The organism is Pseudomonas sp. LTR0, assembly GCF_036630035.1.
Taxonomy (GTDB): domain Bacteria; phylum Pseudomonadota; class Gammaproteobacteria; order Pseudomonadales; family Pseudomonadaceae; genus Aquipseudomonas; species Aquipseudomonas putida_Y.
Window position 1 is genome coordinate 2,905,680 of the sequence record NZ_CP123734.1, and the last position, 26,006, is coordinate 2,931,685.

The following is a 26,006-nucleotide window of genomic DNA, read 5'->3' on the forward strand; positions in this document are numbered from 1 at the left end:
CCCAAGCTATCCAGCTCACCATACTTAATACCACAAGGGCTCAATCCGAGGGGATCAATCCAGCCAAGTGAATTTGAAGCATACCTGTAAAGAGAATGGCCTTGTCGTACTCGTACCGAACCCGTAGGCCTTGGCATCCTGGCGGCTGCTCGGCAGGCCGCGGGCCGTGCGCATCAGACGGGTGGTCTGGCCCTTGCCGTCGGTGTGGCTGAGTACCTGACCGTAGACGTTGTAGGTGAAGGTTTCCGTGGTGCCGTCCGGGTGGCTGATGCGCTGCACTTCGCCGTCGGGCTTGCGCTCAACATAAGCTCTTTGCCACTTCTTGCCCTAGGCTCTGTACGAAAAGCCTTGATACTTGTTCATGCTGCGTTGAAAACAGCCTCGGAATGCTCATGTACTCCAGTACACTCCGCTTCCTCGGCTGTTTTCGCCTTGCCTGACCTGCGTCTCAAGACTCTTCGTACAGAGCCTAGAAACAATCCTTAGTAAACTTTGCAATCTAGAATTCTAAAAAAGCGTCATTTTCAATATAGTATTTAAAAGCCTCAAAGTAATCCTCAACAGTGGCCGAGGGAAGCTGCTGGTCCGTATAATTAATTACATCCTGTATCATTGGAGTGTCTAGTGTTTCGATCCATCCTTCATTAGCCACCTGCGGCGGGAGATAATCAGTCGAATCTGGGGGAAAGTCACGACTATCTAATGAGAACGCACCCTTTGTATCCAGGGTCCAATTGCTATTTGGTAAATAGAACCAAGAGTCCGGCATTTTATCCAGATTCTCTAGAACTTCCCGTATGCTATAAACTCTCATAGCCACCTCAGCACGATGTGTTTTGTAATGCCTTAAATCCACCCTTTTGATTAGGGTGTGAACTGGCTTGCACCGGTCCCTTCGCTTGGTGTTGCGCTCTCGGAATAAGCTCTATATCTTTAGGAGACTGAGCATTATGGTGCCAAGAGTGGTTTGGTGGGCTTCTGTCACTGAAGCCTCCTCTGGGTCCGGGTTGAATATGCTCCACTACTTCAGCGGGTAAAGCAGCCTTAAGCTCAGGGTATTGTAGCGTACGATTGTATAGCTCTCCATTAGCATATTTGAAATGCGCCCCCTGTTCAAACTATGAATTTCTTGCAGCATCTCTACACTGGTCCATACGCTATATTTTGAACCAGATAGCGGACGGCCACTACCGTCTACACCAGACCACCCCCACGGATCAATCCAATTGATAGGATTGAGCGTATAAAAATATAAATTTAGCCCACCCGCTAATCCAATCGGGTCTTGAGTAGCAAAGCACCCAGCTTCCGGATCATAATATCTAAAGGTATTGTAGTGCAGGCCTGATTCATAATCAAAGTACTGGCCTTGGAAGCGTAGGTTCTGCTCAACCTTACTAACAGGTAGATGCTCTATCGCCCCCCCAAGAGCGATAGGTCGCCTGCCAAACGATCTTGCCGTCGCTGTCCGTCAACTCCAACGGTGTACCAATCTGGTCAGTATGGAAGTAATAGACCTTCTGCCCTTCCCCTTCCCCTTCAACCTGATCAACCCGCGCCAACGGCGCATAGCGACCCGGCTCGTACAAGTACAAGATGCTCTGCGTAGGCGTCTCCTCGCGCAGCATTCTCAGCCCTTGCCACAGGAAGCGCTTCTGCTCGACCTCGCCCTTGATTTCAGCCTGTTTGGCCACCCGCCGTCCCAGGCTGTCATACCGGTACTGCCCGGTGCTCTCCAGTCTGTCACCGACATACGTTTCAGCTTTAACCAGCCGGTTCTCACAGTCATAGCTGAAGTGCTGCAGCTTGCTGTGCCCCGAGCGCTTCTCGATCAGGTTGCCCCACGGGTTGTAGCGGTACTCCTGATCGCGCCACTGTTTGATCCGGTTGTCCTTGACCTTGTCGAACTGCCGCGCATTGAAGTCCAGGCGGTTGGCTGCCGGGTCGTAGCGGAATTCCTCGCTGCCGATCAACGAGCCGGTATCGCGACTGCGCAACTGGCCGTTGGCTTCGTATTCGTCCTTGATCTCGCCGCGTAGCTTGTCGAGGGTACGCACCAGTTCACCGGCCGGGTCGTACTGGTAACGGCGGTGGATCGGGTTGTGGCAGGCTGAAGTCGATTTCATCGGGGATCAGCTTGCGGCCCGTCGCGATGTCGACGGGGTTGCCGACCAGGCCGCCGATAGCTCTGCGGGCCACGGGTTCGACCACGTAACGGCTGGCCACCTCACCGGCGACGAAGCCGGACGTGAACTTCAGGGCGCAAGGCATGACGGCTTTCATGCCGGCTTGGGTACCGGCCTTGGTCAACTGGGTTAATATTTAGTAGATAGTTTATAAATCACCTTGTATCAATAGCAATTAGAGCTCATCAAACTCCGCCCATGGATCATACTTATAGGAACTATCCACCTTACTAAACGAAACCCCCTTTAAATCACTTGCCGCCAACAAGAACCGCTCACTGCAAAATAACTCCAGCGTCTCTTGGCAACGAAAAATATCACTTTTTACAGATTTAGAAACCACAAACAAGTCTATTTTATCAATACTCACCGAGCCAGGGTAAAGCGGACTGTTAATTATGACGCCGCTGTCAATATCTTTTGACACTTCGTATATGGAACGCTCTTTATCCATCGCCACCAAGCTTTCGCCCGGAAGAAAAATAAAAAATTCACCCTGTCTTATTTTGTTTCCAGATTTCAAGTCAAAGGGAACAGCCCTGTACTTGGCGCCCACACTATCGCAAACGTCTAAGAATTTTTTTGAAACATATATAGCACCGACCTGATAAAAATCGAAATCTAAACTTCCAAAATCCAAATCCAAACTCGTCAATTCAAGGCTATAGTGATGCTTTATATCCAACCTTTCAGGATTCGATTCGTAGGGATCCCATTCGAATTTCTGGCAATTGAAAAAACCTGCCATGCTCACAGGACATCCTGCCTCCGTCGAGTTATAGCTCATAACATAGTAATTCTCTTCATTCTCACTCATAGCAAGCGCCCCGTAATCGCATCCACTACAAACCTGTTATAAAATTATGCGTTCAATTCCACACCTTACAAACAGCATCTCACGACACATCAAAACATAGCCCAGGCTCTACAGCCTCAATATCGACCATTAGCAATGGATTAATAATAGGCTCATTTTCTTCCCTGCTGGCAGTGATTACCGACAGCGGAGGTCCAACGCCGACATTTGGAATGTAAAAACCCATGACACTGATTTCGACCTTCAACAACTCCCCTTCCCCACCTATGTGTATCTTTGGAAAGCTCTTGCCAAGGCATTCAGGCCAATTCAGCAAAAACTCACCTGGAACAACGCTTGGATTTTGAATATCATGACGCAATCTATAGGTACCTTGAAACTGGGGATTCATGAGTTTTGGGATATAAGCAGCATCTTCAGGCCCGCTCAAGCCATACAGATAATAGTGCCACGGCGTCATCCCCCAAATTAAAACTAATAAGCCTTCCGAAAACAGCTCATTGGCAATTTCAGTCTGGCAGAATGCGTCCTTAAGATTAATAACGCCACTACCCAACCTGGAAATAACATACTCATTCATTTTATCCAAGTCAGCAAGGAAAAAACCCAACTCTCCGTACCCATCATACACCGGACGCTTGGAACTTGATTCTATGTGCGTGCCTACATCGCCGCTAGAGAGGGAAACCGTGACATGCAATATTTCGGAGTATTGCAGTAGCGGCTTAATATGATCCGGCACCTCACCAAACGCTTCCAGCGGAACTTCTAATGAAATTTCAACAAACAACTTGTAGAAGTTTCGAGCCTGCCTCTGTTCGTCCAGCAATAGTTTTTCGCAGCCGAGATCTAGTACAACTGGCCCGTCGGACTCGACAATTATGGATATTTCCTTGGAGGAAATCTCTCGCGCACGCACAGCACTAGCATATCTAGCTCGCTCTTCACCAAACCAGCCTACAACAACTTTTCTCTGGATAGACCCAAACTCGCCAAAATCGAATTCATTCAACCCCACTACCGCACTACCAATCTCTAGCTTACCGCCAGCCACTAGCCTCGAATCATTAACTGTTACGTAACTAACTTTAGCGTTATTCATCAACTACACCCTGGCAAACTTGCACCTTTGGATCGCGCCCATGCCTTGGTTGCTGCCCAACCCTCGGCAGGGGAAACATTTGCAGCAATAATACGCCCAGGATTTCCGTTCTCAACAAGCCTTAAATCCCCTCTAAGGTGGGAAATTTCCGGGCTATTGTAATGTGCCTCCAACGACTGCAACCATTTCTCATTCGTTAGGCCTTCGGATTTGAAAGCATCTAGCGTCACGGCCGGCTTGGTACTCGCGCCCAAACCATTGTAACCGTGCATACCGCTGTGCTCCATTCTATTCCATTGCCCAGGCTCCAGCCAGAGCATGGAAGGGACGTTATTAAATGAGTTGAACGGGGTATCCCTAAAGAGGTAGCTAAAAAATGAGGAACCATGTGATGCCCCACTTTAACTGGGTTGGCCAATGGCATCCAGCCGAGAGGATCAATCCATAGTATTGGATTCGGGCCGTAACGATAAAGATTATCCCCCATCAAACCTAATGGATCCTGCACTATAAATCTACCCATTTCAGGATCATAATAGCGGAACATATTATAATGCAGACTTGCCTCATGATCGAAGTACTACCCTTGGAACCGAAGGTTCTGCTCGACCTTATCGACAACCAATTGCTTTATCGAACCCCAAGACCGATACGTCGCCTGCCAAACAATCTTGCCATCGCTGTCCGTTAGCTCCAGCGGCGTACCAATCTGGTCAGTATGGAAGTAGTAAACCTTCTGCCCTTCCCCTTCAACCTGATCAACCCGCGCCAACGGCGCATAGCTACCCGGCTCGTACAGGTACAAGATGCTCTTCGCAGGCGATTCCTCCCGCAGCATCCTCAGCCCCTGCCAGAGGAAGCGCTTCTGCTCGACCTCGCCATTGATTACAGCCTGCTTGGCTATTCGCCTCCCCAAGCTGTCGTAACGATACTCGCCTTGGCTTTCCAGCTTGCCATTGACCAACGTCTCCGCCGGCACCAGCCGGTTCTCGCAGTCATAGCTGAGGTGCTGCAGCTTGCTATGCCCCGAGCGCTTCTCGATCAGATTGCCCCACGGGTCGTAGCGGAACTCTTCACTGCCGATCAGCGAGCCGGTATCGCGGCTGCGCAACTGGCCATTGGCTTCGTACTCGTACTTGATCTCGCCACGCAGCTTGTCGAGGGTACGCACCAGTTCACCGGCCGGGTCGTACTGGTAACGGCGGTGGATCGGGTTGTAGGCGTACTCGACAGCAACGAGGTATTGATGCCGGTGTTGTGCACCTGCGAAAGCTTGTCGGCCGGCAAGGTCGAGGCAAACTGCCAGGCCTTGCGCCCCATGGCGTCATAACCGAAGCAACTGGTGAGCTTGCCCTGGGTCCGGTACACCTCGCGATGCAGGTCATCGCGCTCCATGTCGCTGATCACCTGGCCGTCCAGGTTCAGCTGGTGCAGGTGGCCACTGCCGTAATACAGGTGATTGACCTTGCGCCCATCCGGCAGGGTCAGCGTGGTCAAGTTGCTGAGCGGGTCGTACTCGTAGCCAAGCGTGCCGTCAGGGCTGATTTCTTTGGTCAGACGGCCGAGCAGATCGTAGGTGTATTCCAGCTTTTCTTCCGTGATCCCAAGCTGCTTGCCGATCCCGGTCGGTTGCCGCTCGATGCTCAGCAACCGGTCACCGTCGTCGTATGCGAATGTCTGGCTCGCATCACGGTTGATCTTGGCAACCAAACGCCCAATGGCATCACGCTCAAACAGCGTATGGCGCTCGGGCCGCTCGGCATTTTCGCCATAGCCAATCTCATCCAGTCGTGTGAGATGAGTAAGGGATCCATCATCCCCACATTCCAACCGTCCACCTGATTCCCGATGCTGTGCTCCCGATTTCTTTCTGGAGCCAGCCCACCATGATGCGCCCCGACAGCAAAGTCGAAAAAGTCTACCTCTACCCCAAGCCCGTGGACTTTCGAAAGTCCATCGACGGCCTCACTGCCCTGGTCGAACTGGACATCAAGGTCGCCGTGTTCGACCCGGTACTTTCGTCTTCCTCAATAAAGCCCGTAACCGCATCAAGGTGTTGTATTGGGAGCGCAACGGCTTCTGCCTTTGGCTCAAGCGCCTCGAAGCCGAGCGTTTCAAAACTTCACCCGACGCGACCGACGAAGCTATCGTGCTGACCGTCCAGGAACTGAATTGGCTACTCGACGGTTTCGATCTCTGGCGCAACCGTCCGCATCAGGTTTTGACTCCTCGTTTCGTCGCCTGACCGGGTATAATCCGGGCCATGATTTCAGTGCCCGATAACCTTCCTGACGACCCTGCCGCGCTCAAACTACTGCTTGCGCAGTTGTTGGTCGAGCGCACGGTCGACAAAGGTCAGATCGTCGATCTTAAAGGACAGGTCAAGCTGCTGCGTGACCGATTATTCAATCGCAAGTCCGAGCAAACCGTCGAGTCCAACACGCCCCAACTGGCGTTGTTCAATGAACCCGAAAGTCAGTGGGTACCTACCGCTGATGATGCCGACGAAGAAGTTGTTGCGCCAAGCAAGCAGCGCGGCAAACGCAAGCCACTGTCGGCTGACCTGCCACGCATTGAAGTCATTCATGACTTGCCCGAGCACGAACTGACTTGCGCCTGTGGTTGCCGCAAACACGTGATTGGCGAGCAAACCAGCGAACAGCTCGACATCGTGCCGATGCAGATCCGTGTGCTCAAACACGTACGCAAAGTCTATGGCTGCCGTAGTTGCGAAACTGCGCCGGTCACCGCTGGCAAGCCGGCGCAGTTGATCGAAAAGAGCATGGCCAGTCCCAGCGTGCTGGTTATGTTGCTGACCACCAAGTACGTCGATGGCTTACCGCTGCACCGCTTCGAGACGGTGCTGAGCCGACATGGTATCGAGATCCCCCGGCAAACCCTGGCCCGCTGGGTCATCCAGTGCAGCGAACACTTTCAGCCACTGCTGAACCTGATGCGTGACCGCCTGCTGGAAAGCCCGGTGATCCATTGCGATGAAACTCGCGTGCAGGTGCTCAAAGAGCCGGATCGTGATCCGACCAGTCAATCCTGGATGTGGGTGCAGGCCAGTGGCCCGCCTGATCGACAAGTCGTGCTGTTCGATTACACCACCAGCCGCGCGCAGGAGGTGCCGCTGCGCCTGCTGGAGTGCTATCGCGGTTACGTGATGACCGATGATTACGCCGGCTACAACGCGTTGGCGCTACAGTCGGGCGTTGAACGACTGGCGTGCATGGCGCATGTCCGGCGTAAATTCGTCGAAGCGCAGAAGGTGCAGCCTAAGGGCAAGACCGGTCGCGCCGATGTTGCGCTGACGATGATCAACAAACTGTATGGCATCGAACGCGACCTCAAGGATGCCAGCGATGAACAGCGATTCCTCGGTCGTCAGGAACGAAGCCTGCCGATCCTTGAGCAGTTGAAAAGTTGGCTCGACAAGACGCACTCACAGGTGACACCGCAAAGCGTACTGGGCAAGGCGGTGCTTTACCTGGCAAACAACTGGAACCGCTTGGAGCGGTATGTCGAGGCGGGCCACCTGCCGATCGACAACAACCTGGCAGAGCGGGCCATAAAGCCGTTTGTGATCGGGCGCAAAGCTTGGCTGTTCAGTGACACGCCCAAGGGAGCCACGGCTAGCGCGCAGATCTACAGCTTGGTCGAAACCGCCAAGGTCAACGGCCAAGAGCCCTATACGTGGCTGCGCCACGTCCTGGAGCGACTGCCGCACGCCTCATCGGTAGCAGACTACGAAGCGCTGCTGCCATGGAACTGTTCGCCAGAGATGCCACGGTAACTTTGGCTTCCACCTTGTGGTAGGTGGGGTTCATGGATCGGTTACCGTTTTCTCACCCCCCTCCAAAACCTCTAACTCATCAGTCGCAGGATCATAAGTGGCAGGCTTAGTGCACCCAAGATCGACAAGTCGCCCATAATTAGACTTATCCTTAACGGCATATTTATCAAGTATCTCCTCAAGTTGCTTTGCATACTTTTCTTTTAGCTGAGAATCTTCTACCCCCTGAGCCAGGCTTTTTTACGCTGGCCAAAGAACTCAACCTCCCAGCAGTTCATTTCCCTCATGAAAGCTACTAGTTCACTAGGAGTGATTCAGCACTATATTTCCTTAGTCATTTTAATTCCAAAAAATACCTTCAAGAATTTTCTCGCCTTTACAATACACATCACAGATTGGCGATGATAAGATCCAGCCCCAAAAAAAACAGACGTTACATTCATGCCATTCCCAATACAGATTCAACGGCGCTAAAGTATTTTATATCTTCGTCTTTGAAAATATCTACCCCTTCCAAAAAATATGCTTTGCATAAATAATCCAACGCATCTGGATTTTCTTGTTCGTATAGACACTCGCCTAAACGAAGAATTACGAACGCATTCTGTGCGCCGTCCGGGCCGTTGGCGGCTTCAAAAAACTCGCTCAAGGCCCGACTATAGTCCTGCATGAAAAATAGAGCGTCCCCAATACTGGCCTTCAACCAAACGAACGCCTCCCACTGCTCGATGGGTTCAGGCAGTTTGACCAAGGCAGCCGTGAACGCTTCGACAGCATCAGGATATCGACCTTTTTCCATCAGCAGATTGCCCTGTTCACTAAGAACCAGTATCTCCTCATGAACCTGATCTGGTAAAAATCCCATTCTTTAACCTTTGAAACCAGCAAAGAAGGCGAGATATTTTTTATCAAATCCCTTGAATGCTCTCTCGCCGCCCATATCGAAAGCTTTTTTCATTTCGTCAAATGCATATCCCTCCTCACCCAACCCGAGAAAACATGCACCAAGAATGATAAAACTGGACGTTTCTCGAGGTGGTTTCGACTCAACCGCCTTGAGCGCCCATATCTTCGCACTTTCATAATCTTGCTGCTTCAAATAGACCTCGGAATTGCATTTTTCGATCCAGTGGCAAAGATCCCACTGCTCTTTTGGGTCGGGAAGCATACTCCACGATTCTTTGTACTTTTCTAAAGCAGCCTGATAAGCCCCTTTCTCTTGCAGTGCATTTCCAGACTCCATAGCCGCTACTATTCTTTGATACAGCTGCAAGTTCACTTCCGACAAATCTTTCATAAACACCTCAATATTGAAAACTTTCGTGCGGACCAACAATATTATCTGGCGACCGGTAGAACTGATTCAATTTTGCACCTGCCGACCTGTTATACGATTAATGCTCCAGCTCATAGTTCTTCGGATCAAGCATCCACTTTCTAACCTCCTTAGACTTAGCTCCAAAGAACCCACTTCTATCATTCCAATATGTTACCGCATCATACTTATGTGCCATATCGGCCTCTCCAACCGAATACCACTGCTTATCGGTCGAGCTTTTAAATTCCATCGAGTCACCTTCACCTCTAATTCGACCCTCGCCTCTCATATTTTCAATTACTTTTCGGCCGGTCCTGCTAGATTTGCCAGGAGTTCTGCCCAGATACTCTGTTCGACAGCTTAGCCCCCAAGGATCAATCCATCCAGTGGTACTAGGTGCAAAAATGTATAAATTATCACCACCGAGCAAGCTTATAGGGTCATGAGAAATAAATCGTCCAATTTAAGGATCATAATATCGGAACGTATTGTAATGAAGCTCCGTTTCAACATCAAAGTACTGGCCCTGGAGCCGTAGATTCTGCTCGACTTCATTGATCGCCAGTTGCTCAATCGCCCCCCAAGACCGATACGTCGCCTGCCAAACAATCTTGCCCTCGCTGTCCGTCAACTCCAACGGCGTACCAATCTGATCCGTATGGAAGTAATAGACCTTCTGCTCTTCCCCTTCAACTTGATCGACCCGCGCTAACGGCGCATAGCTACCCGGCTCGTACAGGTACAAGATGCTCTTCGCAGGCGTTTCCTCCCGCAGCATCCTCAGCCCCTGCCAGAGGAAGCGCTTCTGTTCGACCTCGCCCTTGATTTCAGCCTGCTTGGCCACCCGCCCCCCAAGGCTGTCGTACCGGTACTCGCCTTGGCTTTCCAGCTTGCCATTGACCAACGTCTCCGCCCGCACCAGCCGGTTCTCGCAGTCATAGCTGAAGTGCTGCAGCTTACTGTGCCCCGAGCGCTTCTCGATCAGGTTGCCCCACGGGTCGTAGCGGTACTCCTGATCCCGCCACTGTTTGATCCGGTTGTCCTTGACCTTGTCGAATTGCCGCGCATTGAAGTCCAGGCGGTTGGCTGCCGGGTCGTAGCGGAACTCCTCACTGCCGATCAGCGAACCGGTATCGCGACTGTGCACCTGCGAAAGCTTGTCGGCCGGCAAGGTCGAGGCAAACTGCCAGGCCTTGCGCCCCATGGCGTCATAACCGAAGCAACTGGTGAGCTTGCCCTGGGTCCGGTACACCTCGCGGTGCAGGTCATCGCGCTCCATGTCGCTGATCACCTGACCATCCAGGTTCAGCTGGTGCAGGTGGCCACTGCCGTAATACAGGTGATTGACCTTACGCCCATCCGGCAGGGTCAGCGTGGTCAGGTTGCTGAGCGGGTCGTACTCGTAGCCAAGCGTGCCGTCACGGGTGATTTCTTTGGTCAGACGGCCGAGCAGATCGTAGGTGTACTCCAGCTTTTCTTCTGTGATCCCAAGCTGCTTGCCGATCCCGGTCGGTTGCCGCTCGATGCTCAGCAGCCGGTCGCCGTCGTCGTAGACGAAGTCTTGCCGCGCATCGCTATTGAGCTTGGCAATCAAACGGCCAATGGCATCACGCTCAAAGAGCGTATGGCGCTCGGGCCGCTCGGCATTTTCGCCATAGCCAATCTCATCCAGTCGTGTGAGATGGCCACCGACGTCGTAGCTGAAACGCCGGGTCAGGTTATCTACCCGCACTTCTTCGCTCAGCCGGTCCGAAGCGTCGTAGCCAAAGCTGTACGTGGCGTTGTTTTCGTTGACCAGCGCGGTCAGGCGAATGGCCTTGTCGTACTCGTAGCGAACCCGCTGGCCCTTGGCATCCTGACGGCTGCTCGGCAGGCCACGGGCCGTGCGCATCAGGCGGGTGGTCTGGCCCTTGCCGTCGGTGTGGCTGAGCACCTGACCGTAGACGTTGTAAGTAAAGGTTTCCGTGGTGCCGTCCGGGTGGCTGATGCGCAGCACTTCGCCGTCGGGCTTGCGCTCCAGTGTGGTGGTCTGGTTCAGCGCGTCCGTTACCGCGACCAGGTGCTGGCGCTCGTCATAGCGGTAGTACGTGCTCTTGCCCGAGCAGTCCTGGTAGCGCTCGACCTGGGCCAGGGTGTTCCACCACAGGTACTTGGACTTGTAGGTCGCATCGATGATGGTGTGCGGCAGGCCGTCATCGCTGTTCAGGTACTCGGTCATCTGGCCGAGGGCATCGAATTCGGCGAGCAGGTTGCCCTTGTCGTCGTAGCGCGCTCGCCAGGTGCTGCCGTCCGGGTAGCTGACCTGGGTCACCAGTGTAGTCAGGTGATGATATTCGTAGGTGGTCTTGCGGCCGAGTGGGTCGGTCTCTTCGAGCAAGCGGGAGAATTCGTCGTACTTGAATTGCAGGCGGTTACCGTCCGGCAAGGTCAGGCCGACCATGTTGCCGTGTTCGTCCAGCTCGATGGCGTAACACTCGCCGCCATAGTCGCGGCTGGCGACCACGCGGTGGTCGGCGTTGTACTGCACTTCCAGCTCGCGGCCGAGCACGTCGGTGGCCCAGCTGGTGCGGCTATCGAGATCGTAGCGGAAGTGGTAGTGCTCGCCGTCGCTGGTCCAGTGTTCGACCACGCGTGGCTTGTCGCCCTGGGTTTGCCAACGGTAGTGGCAGCCCAGCCCCAGCGCGTTGCTGTGGGTCACCATCAGGCCGTCGGCGTAGCTGAAGCTGCGCACGGTGTCGCCGTTGCGGTTGATCACCGCGCTCAGCTGGCCGTGTTCGTCGTAGCGGTACTGTGTGAGCGTTTCAACGGCCTAGTTGTCGAATTATCGGCTAAAAGAGCAATCTCGCCTGACTGCTGCAGGACGTTCTATTCAGTGTGACTCGTTTACTGGAATGACTGAGGCTAACGCCTCAGCCCTCCGACGTTAAGTTATTAAAGATCCCAGCCACACTAAATCCACTTAGAAAGTATAGCGCCGAAGGTTGAATTAAAGCCAGCATTCACTGACATTCACGCTAAAGCGCTAAAGCGCTAAAGCCAGTAAAAGCTTTCAGCCTTCAGGGCAACACCTCACACACTCACTGATCAACTTGATCCTCATGAATCAAGGACCCAATGAACTCATGAAATGAAAACGAAAGAACCCGTTGAGCATTGATGTGATTTAGATGCATATCAATATCGGGCTGAAAAATGTCCACCGCAAAATAAATCACCTTGCCCTCATTTTTATCAAGGCAAATAAAGTTACCCGCCTCATCTACGGCAAATGGCACCAAGTGTGCTGGCAATACATTCCTGCTCACCATCAACCTGAAACAACCACCTATGTACTTAGTCTCATTCTTGTCTACAGCGCCATCACTAGCAATACTCTTAAAATCTTCAACTCTAATCGGCTCATAATTTTCGTCTTCCGCCCAAAATGCCCGATTAGGCTCACCCCCATTGAAGGTCAGGTATAGCGCCCTAAATTCCGCAGGAAATCTCATACCGATTTCAGACTCAAGTGCATCAATATCAAGCCCTGAAATAGCGACATCAGAATTGAAGAGTTTAAAATCATCCACCATATAGTCCTCAACAAGTTGTAGACGTTATTTTTTGTGGGCGCCCTTTCAGCCACCCCTTGTCCTGCGAGATAGCTACAGCTTCAGGTGTCCCGTAAGATCCAGAAGGCAAACCGAAATGCTTCTCGAATTGTGCCACCGACCCTGTATGGGGCAACGAAGCCTCGTGCGCGGCCTGAGTTACTAACTGCATTGTTCCCTTACCAGTTACAGGATCGAAATCATCCAAATGATGCCAAGTATATTTACCAATCGATTTGACCTGAGCCTTTGACAAACCAGCTTGCTTGTAAGCTTCAGTAAAGTCTCGACCTCGAGACCCTTGCATTTGAATAGATACGATATTTTTTGGTTGCCGGTTACGGGGAACAACTCAGGCGAACCCTCAAAATTCACACTCTTGAAAGATAGCCCCCAAGGATCAATCCATGCAGTGGCATTAGGCGCATATTGGTAAAGATTTACACCGCCACCTAAACCCAATGGATCTTGAGTTACAAAGCGCCCAATATCCGACGCATAATAACGGAAGGTATTATAATGCAGCTCACTCTCAACGTCGAAGTATTGCCCTTGAAATCGAAGGTTCTGCTCGACTTCACTAATATCTAGCTGCTCTAGCATGCCCCACGAGCGGTACGTAGCTTGCCAAACGACTGCGCCATCGCTGTTCGTAAGCTCCAGCGGCGTGCCAATCTGGTCAGTATGGAAGTAATAGACCTTCTGCCCTTCCCCTTCCGCCTGGTCAACTCGCGCCAACGGCGCATAGCTACCCGGCTCGTACAGGTACAAGATGCTGTGCCCAGGAGTTTCCTCCCGCAGCATCCGCAAGCCTTGCCAGAGGAAGCGCTTCTGCTCTACCTCGCCATTCATTTCCGCCTGTTTGGCTATTCGCCTCCCCAAGCTGTCGTACCGGTACTCGCCTTGGCTATCCAGCTTGCCATTGACCAACGTCTCCGCCCGCACCAGCCGGTTCTCGCAGTCATAGATAAAGTGCTGCAGCTTGCAGTGCCCCGAGCGCTTCTCGATCAGGTTGCCCCACGGGTCGTAGCGGTACTCTTGATCCCGCCACTGTTTGATGCGGTTGTCCTTGACCTTGTCAAACTGACGCGCATTGAAGTCCAACCGGTTGGCCGCCGGGTCATAACGAAACTCTTCGCTGCCCACCAGCGAGCCCGTATCACGGCTGCGCAACTGGCCATTGGCTTCATACTCGTACTTGATCTCGCCACGTAGCTTGTCCAGCGTACGCACCAGTTCACCGGCCGGGTCGTACTGGTAACGGCGGTGGATCGGGTTGTAGGCGTGCTCGACCAGCAACGAGGTATTGATGCCGGTGTTGTGCACCTGCGAAAGCTTGTCGGCCGGCAAGGTCGAGGCAAACTGCCAGGCCTTGCGCCCCATGGCGTCATAACCGAAGCAGCTGGTGAGCTTGCCCTGCGTGCGGTACACCTCGCGGTGCAGGTCGTCACGCTCCATGTCACTGATGACCTGGCCATCCGGCAGGGTCAGCGTGGTCAGGTTGCTGAGCGGGTCGTACTCGTAGCCAAGCGTGCCGTCAGGGGTGATTTCTTTCGTCAGCCGGCCGAGCAGATCGTAGGTGTATTCCAGCTTTTCTTCCGTGATCGCAAGCTGCTTGCCGATCCCGCTCGGTTGCCGCTCGATGCTCAGCAAACGGTCACCGTCGTCGTATGCGAATGTCGTAAGCGCTCCATGAACCCCACATTCAAAGCGCTTACCTGATCCCCGATGCTGTGCTCCCGATTTCTTTCTGGAGCTCGCCGACCATGATGCGACCCGACGCCAAAGTCGAAAAAGTGTACCTCTACCCCAAGCCTGTCGACTTTCGAAAATCCATCGATGGCCTGGCCGCATTGGTCGAACTCGATATCAAGGTGGCGGTGTTCGACCCAGTGCTTTTCGTCTTCCTCAACAAGCCGCGCAACCGCGTGAAGATCCTGTATTGGGAACGCAACGGCTTCTGCCTCTGGCTCAAACGCCTGGAGTCCGAACGTTTCAAAACTTCACCTGATCCGACTGACGTCGCCATTGTCCTGACCGTTCAGGAACTGAACTGGCTGCTCGATGGCTTCGACCTCTGGCGCAACCGTCCGCATCAGGTTTTGACGCCTCGATACGTCGCCTGATTCGGTATAATCCGCGGCATGATTTCCATGCCCGAAAACCTCCCTGACGATCCTGTTCTGCTCAAGCAACTGCTTGAGCAGATGATCCACGAGCGCGCGTCCGACAAGGGCAAGATCGTTCATCTCGAAGAGGAAGTTGCGCTGTTGCGCCAGCGCTTGTTCGGGCGCAAGACCGAGCAGACTGGCGATACGGCGACACCACAGTTGCCACTCTTCGACGAAGCGGAAAGCCTGGCCGAGCCCTTGGATGAGGCTGACGACGAAGAAGTCGTTGCGCCAACCAAACGCCGTGGCAAGCGCAAGCCGCTGCCAGCTGATTTGCCGCGTATCGAAGTTGTCCACGAACTGCCGGAGCATGAACTGACCTGCGCTTGTGGCTGCCGTAAACATGCCATCGGTGAAGAAGTCAGCGAACAGCTTGAAATCGTCCCGATGCAGATTCGCGTCATCAAGCATGTTCGCAAGGTGTACGGCTGCCGGGACTGCGAGTCAGCGCCCGTAACGGCGGACAAGCCCGCCCAGATGATCGAGAAAAGCATGGCCAGCCCGAGTGTGCTGGCCATGCTGCTGACCACCAAATACGTAGACGGCTTGCCGCTTCACCGCTTCGAAAAAGTGCTGGGGCGTCACGGTATCGATATCCCGCGCCAGACCCTGGCACGCTGGGTGATTCAATGCAGCGAGCACTTTCAGCCGCTGCTGAATCTGATGCGCGAAAGCCTGTTGAACAGTCGGATCATCCACTGTGATGAAACACGTGTGCAGGTGTTGAAAGAGCCTGGTCGTGAGCCCAGCAGCCAATCCTGGATGTGGGTGCAAACCGGCGGCCCACCTGATCGCCCGGTGATCCTTTTCGACTACGCCACCAGCCGAGCGCAGGAGGTGCCGGTGCGCCTGCTGGACGGCTATCGCGGCTATGTCATGACCGACGACTACGCCGGTTACAACGCGCTGGCCGCACAGGACGGGCTGGAGCGATTGGGCTGCTGGGCGCACGCGCGCCGCAAGTTCGTCGAAGCGCAGAAAGTACAGCCCAAGGGCAAAACAGGACGCGCTGACATCGCATTGAACCTGATCAATAAGCTCTATGGCGTCGAGCGCGACTTGAAGGACAGTGACGACGAAGATCGTAAGGTTGCCCGCATGGAGCGCAGCCTGCCATTGCTGACTCAGCTGAAAAACTGGGTAGAGAAAACGCAACCTCAGGTCACGACGCAGAATGCCTTGGGCAAGGCCATCGGTTACTTGGCCAGCAACTGGAGCAAGTTGGAACGCTACGTCGAGCACGGCTACTTGCCGATGGACAACAACGCGGCCGAGCGTGCGATCCGCCCGTTTGTCATCGGGAGAAAGAACTGGTTGTTCAGTGACACGCCCAAAGGTGCCACTGCCAGCGCACAACTTTACAGCTTGGTAGAAACGGCCAAAGCCAACGGCCAAGAGCCCTATGCGTGGCTGCGCCACGCACTGGAACGCCTGCCGCAGGCGTGCTCAGTGGAAGACTACGAAGCGCTACTGCCATGGAATTGCACACCTCACATACACAGCTAGGTGCGCTGCCCATCTTTGGTTAGGTGGGGTTTATGGAGCGCTTACCGAATGTCTGGCTCGCATCACGGTTGATCTTGGCGACCAAACGGCCAATGGCATCACGCTCGAACAGCGTATGGCGCTCGGGCCGCTCGGCATTTTCGCCATAGCCAATCTCATCCAGTCGTGTGAGATGGCCACCGACGTTGTAGCTGAAACGCCGGGTCAGGTTATCCACCCGCACTTCTTCGCTCAGCCGGTCCGAAGCGTCGTAGGCAAAGCTGTACGTGGCGTTGTTCTCGTTGACCAGCGCGGTCAGGCGAATGGCCTTGTCGTACTCGTACCGAACCCGTTGGCCCTTGCCGTCGGTGTGGCTGAGCACCTGACCGTGGACGTTGTAGGTGAAGGTTTCCGTGGTGCCGTCGGGGTGGCTGGGCTAGACGCCATGCTGTCCAACATAGGTGTATAGCGCGGGCCGCCTTCGGCCAGTTCGATTTCGATGCTGACGTGCTGGCCCAGTATGGATTTGAGCGGTACGAAGGAGTCACTAGCGATCTGGCAAGCTCGGTGTTGGAGCAAAATAAAATATACGACCGCCTCAAAGCCAGCGGTCGTTGCTTAGGGTATGCCGTTTAGCGAGCGAAACTCTACCTAACAGTTTCAATTTCCAGCGAAAACAAAATCGTGCACTGCCTCGACCAATCGAGAGTGAGTGAGCACCTGCTCATCTTTCCGATTGCGAATCAGAGTGAATACTTCTTTTTTTGGTGAAAGGACCTCCACTACACCCTCTGTAGTTCGTTATCTCAATAAACCCACTAACCACACCATTGAGGCTCTCTATCTTTGACAGCAGAGTAGGGTACTTCATCAGCACGCCTGCTTCATCTGTACCTGCTTCGGTCCCAGGATTGTCAAAATATACTTTAATTTTAGGGCAAACGTTTCTATCCCAACGAAAGACCGGAATGCTTCGCCGAATCATCTCTTTAAATTCAGCCTCAGACTCTCCTCCCGAAAACTCACATCGATGGATCGGAATACAAAGAAATAGATTATCTCGCTTAGATTCCAGTCGTCCTTTCAGGCTGCCATGATATGTATTGGGCACTACCAACGCATGAGTAAACCCATATTTATTTTGCGAAATATTGAAGATAATAACTTCGCCCTGATCCAAAGAGCGAGGCGCTTGCTCAAAAACTTCCACCGAAATGCCCTGTCACTTAAGCCTTCAGATATAACCAGCAGGTCTTTCTCATCTGAGCTTTTCAAGCAATATTCGTAAACCACCTTGGGAAGCTTATGCTGAAAAAAATAGCAACCAGCGAATTCATCTACACTAGGAAAGGACTGCAACAAGTCACCTTTAGAGAACATACCAACCTCATTCATCATCTCGCCCTCATGCCCTATGGCGATCAGGTCGCGAAAACGAAATCGACTGGAAACTGCTAGCCGAGAAATAGTCTTCGAATCATCACCTAACCTGAAAGTTTCGCGCAAAGCCGCTTCCCCTGGGCTCGCTGGCTTACGGCATGTACTGTCTGTATTCAATCTTCTTGCAAAAAATCATACCTAACAATACTCGTTAGAGTCAGAGTTCTCCAAAAAAATTGACATCCATGAGTCCATCACATTCCATAAATCGATTCCTTCTGTGGGACTTTCTGGCTTTTCATGCCACCAGATAAAAGCCTCGCCTTTGAATGGGCCTTCACCCAAAGCCAAATAATCACCAGCCCCGCTAGAAAAAACTCCTAGCATATCAGGAAGCGTCGGATAATCTTCATCGCACAAATCCTTGATTGGAACAAAATCTTCCAACCTTGATGGCCCCATAGTACAACCAATATAAAACCCAAAGCCATTATGCAATCTTGAATAGAACTGCCTGAAGCTCGCAGGAAGGCTGGGATAACTATCGAGATCTGACCCTTCAACGCCTAGCGGAGCCCCCCCCATATAGAAATACAAATCACCACCCTCGCCATATACATACATGAGATACGGCCTATCACTCACTGCCAAAACAGTTCCTAACACACATTTGTCGAGCCATGCGCTTACCCAAGGCAAAAACTCAGAAAAATCAGCCCACTCCACAGGAATATGTTTTTTTTCACTATCTAGAAAACCAAACCCAAGCCACTGCTTGGGAAAGTCGACTTCAAGAGGAACATCGTCAGCTGAAAAATACACATCATAACCCTTTAGCTCGCTTGTAATACGCAGCCTTAAAGAATCAGACCAGTTCATCTTCATATCACCTCAATACCCCAAAAGCAAACCATTGATATATTGCTGTAATTCCGGCTCCAATTTAGCGGCCTTATCTATCATGGCAGAACGAAACGCCGGATCAACAGAAATATTCCCCTTCTTGTACAGCTCCCACTCAGTGAAAGACTTTGCTCCTTTTGAAGTATTTGCCACTTCACTCAACCCTTGGAAGTTCGGCTCGTAGTTTAGCACCTTTACTTGATCCTCGAAAGTCAACCGGGAAAAGCCCTCCATTTCTGTAATTTTCTTCATGGGAACAATGTGATCCGCATGGAGAGGCTTCGTAACCTCAAGCCCGGGAAGCGCGGGGTCTTTCATGGGAAGAGTAACATCTTGATTCACAGCTTTTCGAATTGCAGCACTGGGAGTCTTACTCCTTAGCTCACCATATAGCTCTGGTGAAATTTTATCAGACTTCGGAGGGAGAACCGGTTTTTTTACAAGCTTGACGTTACCAAGGTTAGATCCAAATCCCTGAGACTTAAACTCATATCGCGCATCGAAAGCTTTCCCACCTTTGGCACCAATACCGCCCCCAAGTAGAGCACCACCAAATGCCATCAGTTTCTGGCCATCAGAACCTTCACCAAATAGCTCACCGCCAGCCCAATGCCCGGCCATTCCGCCCGCAATGCCACCTGCCAACCCCGCCATCACCAACACTGGACTTGCCAGTACAAAAGCACTCGCCAGCCCCAACGCCATCACCGAACGCTCAAGCCAAACAGGAACTTCCGGGGCAATTGCATCAGTCGTCGCTGTTCCCCCTCCTATACACACATTAGGAGAGCCAGCGCTTATCTTCGCATCACAAACTGTTCGGTCACCGACTCGAGCCGCAGGCTGACCATTGATATAAACCGAGTCACTGCCCTGGGCCAATATCTTAGGCCCCCCTGGATGATCCGAACACTCGGCATTATCCAGATGAGCCCTCGCAGCAGGCTTCCCATTTATATAAACGTTACTTGAGCCTGATCGTATTTGCCCTGTTTCACTACAAGCGAAAGATAGGCTACCAATCAGTTGACCGATTCCAGCGCCAGTAGCTGCTCCCGCGCCAACCATCGCGGCTAGCGCTACAGCCCCAAGCCCGCCGGTCCCGATAACGGCAATACCTATGAGTACCGCGCCTGCACCAATTGCTAAGCCAGCAAGCAATCCACCTAAAGCGCTGGAGTGCTCGATTGGATCATCTAATCTCGCAGCAGCCGCAGTCATGCTGATTCGGCCTGTTCAGCATCCCCCTCGTTCGCGGGCAGATAGCGCAGTTGAAGACTTTCAACCAACGTATCGAAAGCACTACGCTCCTCCGCCGTCATGCCTTTGGGACTGTTGCTCGTACCAGTAACTTGCATGAGCAAAGGCCGCTTGTACTCATCCTGATGCAGAAAAATCAGCTGTACTTGATGAACCGGTTGGCCTTGTTGTCGCCAACGAAACTCGACACGTCGGGCCTCCAATCCAGCTACTTCTACCGGGGAAACCGGCTCGATCCACTGAACATGGGACAACGTCTTTTTCAACTCACCAAGCAGTTGTTGCGCAAGCGTCTCCAAGTCCGTACCCGGTTCCACTGGCGAACGCCCCACGACGAACGAGAACGGGCTAGGTCCGATGTCCGTCAGCGTGAAGACGTGAAACGTCTTGTCTTTTAAATTTTCTGGACGAACGAAACTCAATTCATTTGTAAGAAAACGCTCTGGTGGAGGGGGCTCCGCATTGCGAGCCTCCTCTTCTAGACGCTCACGCTCAAGGCATTCTTCGCGTTCGCGCCGTTCAGATAATCGGTCGTAGATGTTTCTACGCATGGGACTTTTCCTTGTCGCTAATCAAGACTTGTTCAAATTGATTATTTTGCTGCCTGCAACGTCCACGGAGATGCCTGACAGGGTAATCGTGCCATCCGATTTCATTTCCAGCTTGCTGCTTCCGACCTCCAACGTGATGGACGTTGCAGCCTTAATTTTCACTGCCCCTTGATCCACCGTCACAAAATACGAACCCTCCTCCACCGCAATACTGGTTTCCAGCTTGATCGTTTCGGAATGTTTGCCTTCGACGTTGATCGTTCGATTCCCGCCCACCTTGAGACTGTCATCTGCCTCAACCTCTGTATCCAGATTGCGCTCGGCGTGCATGATGATCTGCTCAGCACCAGCCTTGTCTTCGAAGCGGAAGAAGTTGGCATTCGACCCTTTGCCCTTCATCGACCGCGTCAGGAACCCACTCTGGGTCTTGTTCGCCGGCAGCGACCATGGCGGGGTGTTGGTGCTGTTGTACAGGCTGCCCATGATCAGCGGCCGGTCCGGGTTGCCGTCCAGGAACACCACCACCACTTCGTCGCCTACACGTGGGATCTGGATGCTACCGAAGCCGCCGCTTGCACCGGACTGGGCGACACGTACCCAGCACGAGCTGTGGTCGTTGTACTTGCCATTGCGGTCCCAGTGGAACTGGACTTTCACCCGGCCCAGTTCGTCGGTGAAGATCTCCTCACCCGGTGGGCCGACGATGATCGCGGTCTGCGGGCCGGCAATGGTCGGTTTGGGCGTACTCAGCTGCGGGCGGAACGGGATCTTCTTGCGCACGCAACTGAAGGTGTTGAAGTAGCTGGCCTGCTGGCCGGTAAGGTAGTTGTTGTGGCCTTCGCTTTCCACGCTCATCAGCAGGAACTGGCGGTCTTCTACCGGGCCTTGGTCGTGGATGTAGTGCTGCAGCAGTTCGAAGGTGTAGCCCGGCTTCATGGCCCGGCAGTTGCTGGCACCTTCAAACTTTTTGCCGCGCAGCTCCAGCGCCTCAATGCGCAGGCGCAGCAGGGTTTCGCCTTCGTCATAGGTACCGTGGGTGTACTGGCCGGGGAAGTCGTAGATCTCGAAGTTCTCGACATCGCCCTGCTTGTTCACGCTGTTCAGCGCCACTGGCAGGCGGTTGTTCGGTTGGCGGTAGTCAAAGGTTTGCGTGGCCATCTTGCCGGATTGCAGTTGACGGTTGCCGCTCCACTGGGTGATGGAGTCGGCGGTCTCGGTGACCGAGGCGCTGTGGAAGCGGATTTGCGGTTGCTCGGGGATGGCCACCAGCGTGCTGGAGTCATCGCAGATGATCATGGTGTGGCCTTCGGCGGTGTGCTCGAAGTAGTAGAACATCCCCTCTTCCTCCAGCAGGCGCTGGACGAAGTTGAAGTCGGTTTCGCGGTACTGGGTAATGTAGGTGTAGCGCTTCTGTGGCCGGGTCAGGCGAAACTCGTGGCGGGAAAACGCCGGGCATAGGGCGAACACTTCGGTAACCACTTCCTCGACCGTGTTGCCCTGGAATATCCGCGTGTCGAAGCGGTTCTTCAGCATCGAGAACCAAGGGTTGAGGGTAGCGGTATAGCGCGCCATGCCGCCGTCGCTGCCGATGCTGGCAAAGCGTGTGAGGTAGCCGGTTATGTACCGCGGGCCGCCTTCGGCCAGTTCGATCTCGATGCTGACGTGCTGGCCCATCATGGATTTGAGCGGCACGCCGGAGTCTTCGCAGACCAGCAACAGTTCGTAGTTGAACGCCCGCGACAGGGCTTCGGTGCCCTTGAAGGTTTCCAGCAGCAGCTCCTGCTCGGGGTTGGCCAGGTTGTGAAACTTGAACAGGCGGCGGTTCTGTGGCGACAGCAGCGCGGAGGCCAAGTCCATGATCATGCGAAATCTCCTTGAAAACACGGCCAGCACGCGCTTGCGATGCTCAGCTGCAACCCTGATCTTGCGGGCGTATTCTGCATGCGCGCATAACGCGCGTGCTTGCGGAATCATGCGACTGCCTGCAGAAAGGAAAGTGCCATCATGCATTGAAATAAATGCGACAGGGTTCACATTCCCGAATGCCAGGCAGGCAGAAAGGCCCAAAGGAAACACCGGCAAAAGCTGTCCTGTCAACTCACTACAGGCCTAGGAAAACCGGGCAATACCGCCCTGCAAGGCAATGTCATATCGCCATCCTTCATCCTCCTCACTGGCGCCCGGAAGCGCCCCCGGCAATCGCCGAACGGCCCGTCGCAGAAGGTTCTTGAGGTGTCGATCAGCGCCCATGCCTGACAGCTCCCACTCGAACTGTCTCGCTACCTGATGCATCAGGTCCACTGGCGGAGAAAAATGTTTCATAACGTGGATTGGTTCAAATTTTTCGCCACTGGCCAATTCCGCCAAATGGCCATTGCGAACGCGGCCGTAATGGCACTTGCGGGATGCGGTCAGCCACAAAGCCGTGCAGCGATGCTCAATTGCCATCATTGCCGCGCACGCCTGTCATGAGAACAATGGGCTCTCCGCCGGACTTCACACCCATCCTGAGGTCTGACGCGACATGCTGCGCTCGCCGCCGAGCGCCGCCACTTCCATGGACAGTGAAGCGAAAATGGATCTTTTATCCAACATCCCCAGTTGGGGAGACATCGAACGCAATCTCGAGCAGAAATTCAGCGAGCTCAACCAGAGCGTCGACAGCGGCCTGAACAGCGCCCATGAGGCCTGGGACGGTTTCAGCCGGCGAGTGAGCAATGGCGCCAATCAGGCCTATGGCTACCTCGGTGGCCAGCGTATCGACAACGTGCGCCAGGCCATGGCCCTGTCCTACCCGATCATTCAGGACAACCTCAAGCGCAAGTGGTCCTCGATAGGTATCGAGCAAATCCTGCCGGTGCTGCTGCAACTGGTCAAAGAGGTGTCGATGATCCTCGGTGGCAGTGTGGCGGTTGGCTCGCTCGCCGGTGGCGTGGCCGGGGCGTTCGCCTTTGGAGTCGGCGCGGCGCCGGGCGCGGTGGCCGGCGCCGGCATTGGCCTGCAGGTCGGCAACCTGATCCTCATGGGCCTGGGGCTGTCCGCCATCGCCGAGTATTTTTATCAGGGGCTGCCGGCCTGCCTGTCGACCCTTCAGCAAGGCATGGCCACGGCCTGGTTCGCCGAGGATGGCCTCAAGCCCGCTGGCCTGGACCCGAGCGGCGGTTCCGCGGCGCAGGCCCAGGAGCGTGTCGAGCGCGCTGCACGCCAGCTTGCTCGCGGGCAGGAGCAGTTGGTGCTGCTGTTACTGACAGCCATCGTCACCTACCTTACTCGGGGGCAGATGAAGGCCGGCGTCATGAGCAGCATGGAAAGCATTGCCGCCCGGAGCGCTCGGCTGCAAGCCGAGATCTCCAACAAACAGCTGGCGGCCTGGTTGGCGAAGAATGAGCAGAAACTGTTGGCGCAGCCGGAGTTGCAGCCCAAAGAGGCCACACCGATCTCTCGTGCACAAGCGCAACCGGAGCCATTGCGACCACTACCCGATCGACCACCCATTGCTCAGGCACCGGATAAGCCAGGCTTAACGGAAGTTTCCCGTAGGGAGTACCTGAACAAGAAGTTTGCTCGAACGGGTAACTTGGCACAGGACATCAACATACGAGGCAACCAGGAAACTGCTGTAAACTTCTTCAAGTCACAGGGCTATAAGCCTGCCGACTACGAAGGCTACATGAACGGCTTGGACTTCACTCAACCAGTCTTCACGGAAACAATCAACCGGGGCAAGACACTTTGGCAATTCCAGGTGCCCGGCGGCCGGCAAGGCATGTGGTACTCTCCTACCCCTGACGTGGTGCCAGGGCAACTGGGGATCAACCCGCTTGGCCAGATCTACAAAACGGAAACCATCGTGCCCAAGATCGTGAACGTCTATCAGAGCACTGAGAAGGTCACGCTGCTGAGGAGTACCTCGGCACCGGTACTGGATACCTGGTCCGTTCCTTCCCAACCCTATAACGCCATTGGCGGTGCTCGGCAGATGACCTCTGGCCAACGCGAGCTCTTCAAACTGATAACACCAGGTGCATTATGAAACCCACAACCCCCCTCGGCTATGTACAGAAGGCTATCGACATCACCGCGCAGCGGAACAAGGCCTGTCCCGCTTACCCCATTTATGGGATGCTACTAAACCAACTTGACTATGTGAAAGCCGTGTTCGAAGGGCGTGAGCAAGATAAATCGAAACTCCACCAACTCAGTATCGGTGCCATTGCCTCGAAAGAATTCGAAGAAAATGACCCCGAGTTGGCCAGAGCACTGAAAGACGCCTATTACGTAGCCATCCAGTCGGCTCGTGGCCTCAAAATTCAACTGCCCGATTGATTGCCGAAGTTCGATCAGGCCAGCCACTGAACATCGGGCGCAGTCACTGACGAAAGCTATAAACCCTACACCCAGCAGACTGAGCCACGATGGACATTTACGCACTCCGGCAAAAATCGATAGCGCTGCGTGTCATCATTAACCGGCTGAAGTCACACGACCCGGCCGCCATGAAGTTGAGTGTAGAGCTGACGCTCTTGTTGAACGCGGCAAAGCAGCAGCGGATCCGCACCCCGATGGAATGGCGTGACATCCCCGGAAGCTATCTGTTCACCGAAGAAGGGCTGCAGCAGTATGCCGATCTCGAGCACGCCTTCGCCGAGTTTCGTATCGAGCTGTCCGGGGGCGAGCCCCTACCCTGCACAAGCTCAAGGCGCGCATGGGGGAGAAACCCTCCCAGGGATGATGGGCGGGCAGCCTTGCCATCTTTTCATGAGTTCATTACGCCTTTGACGCATGGATGCAACGAAATAGCCCAAACTGTCCTTTTGCCCGGTATGCCGATGATGCGGTAGTGCATTGTCGTAGCCAGAGGCAAGCAGAACACGTGATGCGTTCAATCGCTTCACGTCTAGCGATTTGTGGCCTCACGATGCATCCCGAGAAGTCGAAAATCGTGTACTGCAAGGACAGCAATCGACGCGCAGGGTATCCGCATGTGAGCTTTACCTTCCTTGGTTTCACTTTTAGACCCAGGAAGGCAATCGGCCAGCAGAACAAGCTTTCTACCAGCTTCCTTCCGGGAGTCAGTGCGCAGGCGTTGAAGCGGATGCGGCGGGCAGTGCGCGAGTGCGGGGAGAGGTGCGCCCGTGAGTCCAGATACCAAGGCTTTGCCTTGATTATCCAATAATCAGCGACTGAAAATCGGGCTTTTCGGCATCCCAAAGCCGCCCATTTCCGACTGATGAGCAACTTGTTCGGAGTTTCCTTAAAGGACCATCTCCCATCAGCCAGGTCGAGCCGAAGCGCTTGCGAGAACTTCATGCGAAACAGGACCCTGACTTTGTAGCGCACGATCAACAACTAAAATATGCAGAGACTTTTGCACCCGAGGTCTTAGCAACAAACAGATTAATGAGTATCTCGACAGCCCTGATGGTGGGCTATATCTGCAAAAGCTA

19 protein-coding genes and 6 pseudogenes are annotated in these 26,006 nt (G+C 53.7%); 7 read left to right on the plus strand and 18 right to left on the minus strand.

What is annotated here, in order from left to right; genetic code table 11:
* Nucleotides 1-54: 54 nt before the first annotated feature.
* From QCL51_RS13460 to QCL51_RS13485, 6 genes and pseudogenes are all read right to left on the minus strand, one after another.
* Nucleotides 55-279 carry a hypothetical protein gene (locus QCL51_RS13460; protein ID WP_223271160.1) on the minus strand — a complete coding sequence of 75 codons (225 nt, stop codon included), beginning with the start codon at nucleotides 277-279 and terminating at the stop codon, nucleotides 55-57.
* A 925-nt stretch (nucleotides 280-1,204) separates the two neighbouring features.
* Nucleotides 1,205-2,105 (minus strand): annotated as a pseudogene (locus tag QCL51_RS13465) (RHS repeat-associated core domain-containing protein); the annotation flags it as partial.
* Entirely contained in the window at nucleotides 2,062-2,271 is a 210-nt protein-coding gene (locus tag QCL51_RS13470; RefSeq protein WP_274150149.1) for a hypothetical protein, read from the minus strand. The pseudogene QCL51_RS13465 and the gene QCL51_RS13470, both read right to left, overlap by 44 nt.
* Nucleotides 2,272-2,361: 90 nt before the next feature.
* Nucleotides 2,362-3,003 (minus strand): hypothetical protein, encoded by a 642-nt coding sequence (locus tag QCL51_RS13475; RefSeq protein WP_275967269.1) that lies wholly within the window; start codon nucleotides 3,001-3,003, stop codon nucleotides 2,362-2,364.
* A 79-nt stretch (nucleotides 3,004-3,082) separates the two neighbouring features.
* Nucleotides 3,083-4,105: a hypothetical protein gene (locus QCL51_RS13480; protein ID WP_275967270.1), complete on the minus strand. Its 1,023-nt coding sequence runs from the start codon at nucleotides 4,103-4,105 to the stop codon at nucleotides 3,083-3,085.
* Between the two features lie 427 nt (nucleotides 4,106-4,532).
* Nucleotides 4,533-5,905: pseudogene (locus QCL51_RS13485) on the minus strand (RHS repeat-associated core domain-containing protein); the annotation flags it as partial.
* Between the two features lie 256 nt (nucleotides 5,906-6,161).
* On the opposite strand from QCL51_RS13485, the gene tnpB (QCL51_RS13490) reads away from it, so the two are divergent.
* Both tnpB (QCL51_RS13490) and QCL51_RS13495 read left to right on the plus strand, forming a co-directional pair.
* Complete coding sequence (gene tnpB / locus QCL51_RS13490) at nucleotides 6,162-6,350, plus strand: IS66 family insertion sequence element accessory protein TnpB (protein ID WP_323601756.1); 189 nt, start codon at nucleotides 6,162-6,164, stop codon at nucleotides 6,348-6,350.
* 18 nt (nucleotides 6,351-6,368) lie between these two features.
* Nucleotides 6,369-7,901 (plus strand): IS66 family transposase, encoded by a 1,533-nt coding sequence (locus QCL51_RS13495; RefSeq protein ID WP_338443442.1) that lies wholly within the window; start codon nucleotides 6,369-6,371, stop codon nucleotides 7,899-7,901.
* A 439-nt stretch (nucleotides 7,902-8,340) separates the two neighbouring features.
* On the opposite strand, the gene QCL51_RS13500 is transcribed toward QCL51_RS13495, so the two are convergent.
* From QCL51_RS13500 to QCL51_RS13520, 5 genes and pseudogenes are all read right to left on the minus strand, one after another.
* On the minus strand, nucleotides 8,341-8,766 hold the full coding sequence (locus QCL51_RS13500; RefSeq protein ID WP_275967273.1) for a hypothetical protein: 426 nt from the start codon (nucleotides 8,764-8,766) through the stop codon (nucleotides 8,341-8,343).
* 3 nt (nucleotides 8,767-8,769) lie between these two features.
* Nucleotides 8,770-9,198 (minus strand): hypothetical protein, encoded by a 429-nt coding sequence (locus tag QCL51_RS13505; protein ID WP_103444340.1) that lies wholly within the window; start codon nucleotides 9,196-9,198, stop codon nucleotides 8,770-8,772.
* A 97-nt stretch (nucleotides 9,199-9,295) separates the two neighbouring features.
* Nucleotides 9,296-12,037, minus strand: a pseudogene (locus QCL51_RS13510) (RHS repeat-associated core domain-containing protein); the annotation flags it as partial.
* A 259-nt stretch (nucleotides 12,038-12,296) separates the two neighbouring features.
* Nucleotides 12,297-12,788 (minus strand): SMI1/KNR4 family protein, encoded by a 492-nt coding sequence (locus QCL51_RS13515; protein ID WP_260681235.1) that lies wholly within the window; start codon nucleotides 12,786-12,788, stop codon nucleotides 12,297-12,299.
* Between the two features lie 405 nt (nucleotides 12,789-13,193).
* A pseudogene (locus QCL51_RS13520) lies at nucleotides 13,194-14,480 on the minus strand (RHS repeat-associated core domain-containing protein); the annotation flags it as partial.
* A gap of 95 nt (nucleotides 14,481-14,575) precedes the next feature.
* Here QCL51_RS13520 and tnpB (QCL51_RS13525) point away from each other — a divergent pair.
* Together tnpB (QCL51_RS13525) and QCL51_RS13530 are read left to right on the plus strand one after the other, a co-directional pair.
* A complete protein-coding gene (tnpB, locus tag QCL51_RS13525; RefSeq protein ID WP_010954006.1) occupies nucleotides 14,576-14,935 on the plus strand; it encodes an IS66 family insertion sequence element accessory protein TnpB in 360 nt (119 codons plus the stop codon).
* A gap of 18 nt (nucleotides 14,936-14,953) precedes the next feature.
* On the plus strand, nucleotides 14,954-16,486 hold the full coding sequence (locus tag QCL51_RS13530) for an IS66-like element ISPpu13 family transposase (protein WP_029885958.1): 1,533 nt from the start codon (nucleotides 14,954-14,956) through the stop codon (nucleotides 16,484-16,486).
* Between the two features lie 58 nt (nucleotides 16,487-16,544).
* On the opposite strand, the pseudogene QCL51_RS13535 reads toward QCL51_RS13530, so the two are convergent.
* From QCL51_RS13535 to QCL51_RS13565, 7 genes and pseudogenes are all read right to left on the minus strand, one after another.
* Nucleotides 16,545-16,898: pseudogene (locus QCL51_RS13535) on the minus strand (sugar-binding protein); the annotation flags it as partial.
* Between the two features lie 291 nt (nucleotides 16,899-17,189).
* A complete protein-coding gene (locus tag QCL51_RS13540; protein ID WP_338443444.1) occupies nucleotides 17,190-17,675 on the minus strand; it encodes a hypothetical protein in 486 nt (161 codons plus the stop codon).
* Nucleotides 17,676-18,043: 368 nt separating this feature from the next.
* On the minus strand, nucleotides 18,044-18,724 hold the full coding sequence (locus tag QCL51_RS13545; RefSeq protein ID WP_338443446.1) for an SMI1/KNR4 family protein: 681 nt from the start codon (nucleotides 18,722-18,724) through the stop codon (nucleotides 18,044-18,046).
* Between the two features lie 12 nt (nucleotides 18,725-18,736).
* Nucleotides 18,737-19,969 carry a PAAR domain-containing protein gene (locus tag QCL51_RS13550; RefSeq protein ID WP_338443449.1) on the minus strand — a complete coding sequence of 411 codons (1,233 nt, stop codon included), beginning with the start codon at nucleotides 19,967-19,969 and terminating at the stop codon, nucleotides 18,737-18,739.
* Nucleotides 19,966-20,559: a DcrB-related protein gene (locus tag QCL51_RS13555; protein ID WP_338443450.1), complete on the minus strand. Its 594-nt coding sequence runs from the start codon at nucleotides 20,557-20,559 to the stop codon at nucleotides 19,966-19,968. Before QCL51_RS13555 ends, QCL51_RS13550 begins: the two co-directional genes overlap by 4 nt.
* Nucleotides 20,560-20,580: 21 nt before the next feature.
* Complete coding sequence (gene tssI, locus QCL51_RS13560) at nucleotides 20,581-22,422, minus strand: type VI secretion system tip protein TssI/VgrG (protein ID WP_338443452.1); 1,842 nt, start codon at nucleotides 22,420-22,422, stop codon at nucleotides 20,581-20,583.
* Between the two features lie 246 nt (nucleotides 22,423-22,668).
* On the minus strand, nucleotides 22,669-23,010 hold the full coding sequence (locus QCL51_RS13565) for a hypothetical protein (RefSeq protein ID WP_330507980.1): 342 nt from the start codon (nucleotides 23,008-23,010) through the stop codon (nucleotides 22,669-22,671).
* Between the two features lie 124 nt (nucleotides 23,011-23,134).
* Between QCL51_RS13565 and QCL51_RS13570 the strand changes: the two genes are divergently transcribed.
* The 3 genes and pseudogenes from QCL51_RS13570 to QCL51_RS13580 form a co-directional block, all read left to right on the plus strand.
* Nucleotides 23,135-24,592 (plus strand): polymorphic toxin type 46 domain-containing protein, encoded by a 1,458-nt coding sequence (locus tag QCL51_RS13570; protein WP_338444890.1) that lies wholly within the window; start codon nucleotides 23,135-23,137, stop codon nucleotides 24,590-24,592.
* Complete coding sequence (locus QCL51_RS13575; protein ID WP_003248391.1) at nucleotides 24,589-24,885, plus strand: immunity protein Tsi6 family protein; 297 nt, start codon at nucleotides 24,589-24,591, stop codon at nucleotides 24,883-24,885. The genes QCL51_RS13570 and QCL51_RS13575 overlap by 4 nt, the downstream gene beginning before the upstream one ends.
* A gap of 423 nt (nucleotides 24,886-25,308) precedes the next feature.
* Nucleotides 25,309-25,672: pseudogene (locus tag QCL51_RS13580) on the plus strand (reverse transcriptase domain-containing protein); the annotation flags it as partial.
* Nucleotides 25,673-26,006: the final 334 nt, after the last annotated feature.

What these genes read in the sequence shown, in the direction of transcription:
- QCL51_RS13530 (WP_029885958.1), top strand. Translation starts at nt 14,954, where the DNA reads ATGATTTCCATGCCCGAAAACCTCCCTGACGATCCTGTTCTGCTCAAG.
- QCL51_RS13570 (WP_338444890.1), top strand. Translation starts at nt 23,135, where the DNA reads ATGGATCTTTTATCCAACATCCCCAGTTGGGGAGACATCGAACGCAAT.
- QCL51_RS13470 (WP_274150149.1), bottom strand. Translation starts at nt 2,271, where the DNA reads ATGCCTTGCGCCCTGAAGTTCACGTCCGGCTTCGTCGCCGGTGAGGTG.
- QCL51_RS13550 (WP_338443449.1), bottom strand. Translation starts at nt 19,969, where the DNA reads ATGACTGCGGCTGCTGCGAGATTAGATGATCCAATCGAGCACTCCAGC.
- QCL51_RS13575 (WP_003248391.1), top strand. Translation starts at nt 24,589, where the DNA reads ATGAAACCCACAACCCCCCTCGGCTATGTACAGAAGGCTATCGACATC.
- tssI (WP_338443452.1), bottom strand. Translation starts at nt 22,422, where the DNA reads ATGATCATGGACTTGGCCTCCGCGCTGCTGTCGCCACAGAACCGCCGC.
- QCL51_RS13495 (WP_338443442.1), top strand. Translation starts at nt 6,369, where the DNA reads ATGATTTCAGTGCCCGATAACCTTCCTGACGACCCTGCCGCGCTCAAA.
- QCL51_RS13475 (WP_275967269.1), bottom strand. Translation starts at nt 3,003, where the DNA reads ATGAGTGAGAATGAAGAGAATTACTATGTTATGAGCTATAACTCGACG.
- QCL51_RS13565 (WP_330507980.1), bottom strand. Translation starts at nt 23,010, where the DNA reads ATGATGGCAATTGAGCATCGCTGCACGGCTTTGTGGCTGACCGCATCC.
- QCL51_RS13505 (WP_103444340.1), bottom strand. Translation starts at nt 9,198, where the DNA reads ATGAAAGATTTGTCGGAAGTGAACTTGCAGCTGTATCAAAGAATAGTA.
- tnpB (WP_010954006.1), top strand. Translation starts at nt 14,576, where the DNA reads ATGATGCGACCCGACGCCAAAGTCGAAAAAGTGTACCTCTACCCCAAG.
- QCL51_RS13555 (WP_338443450.1), bottom strand. Translation starts at nt 20,559, where the DNA reads ATGCGTAGAAACATCTACGACCGATTATCTGAACGGCGCGAACGCGAA.
- QCL51_RS13480 (WP_275967270.1), bottom strand. Translation starts at nt 4,105, where the DNA reads ATGAATAACGCTAAAGTTAGTTACGTAACAGTTAATGATTCGAGGCTA.
- QCL51_RS13545 (WP_338443446.1), bottom strand. Translation starts at nt 18,724, where the DNA reads ATGAACTGGTCTGATTCTTTAAGGCTGCGTATTACAAGCGAGCTAAAG.
- QCL51_RS13500 (WP_275967273.1), bottom strand. Translation starts at nt 8,766, where the DNA reads ATGGGATTTTTACCAGATCAGGTTCATGAGGAGATACTGGTTCTTAGT.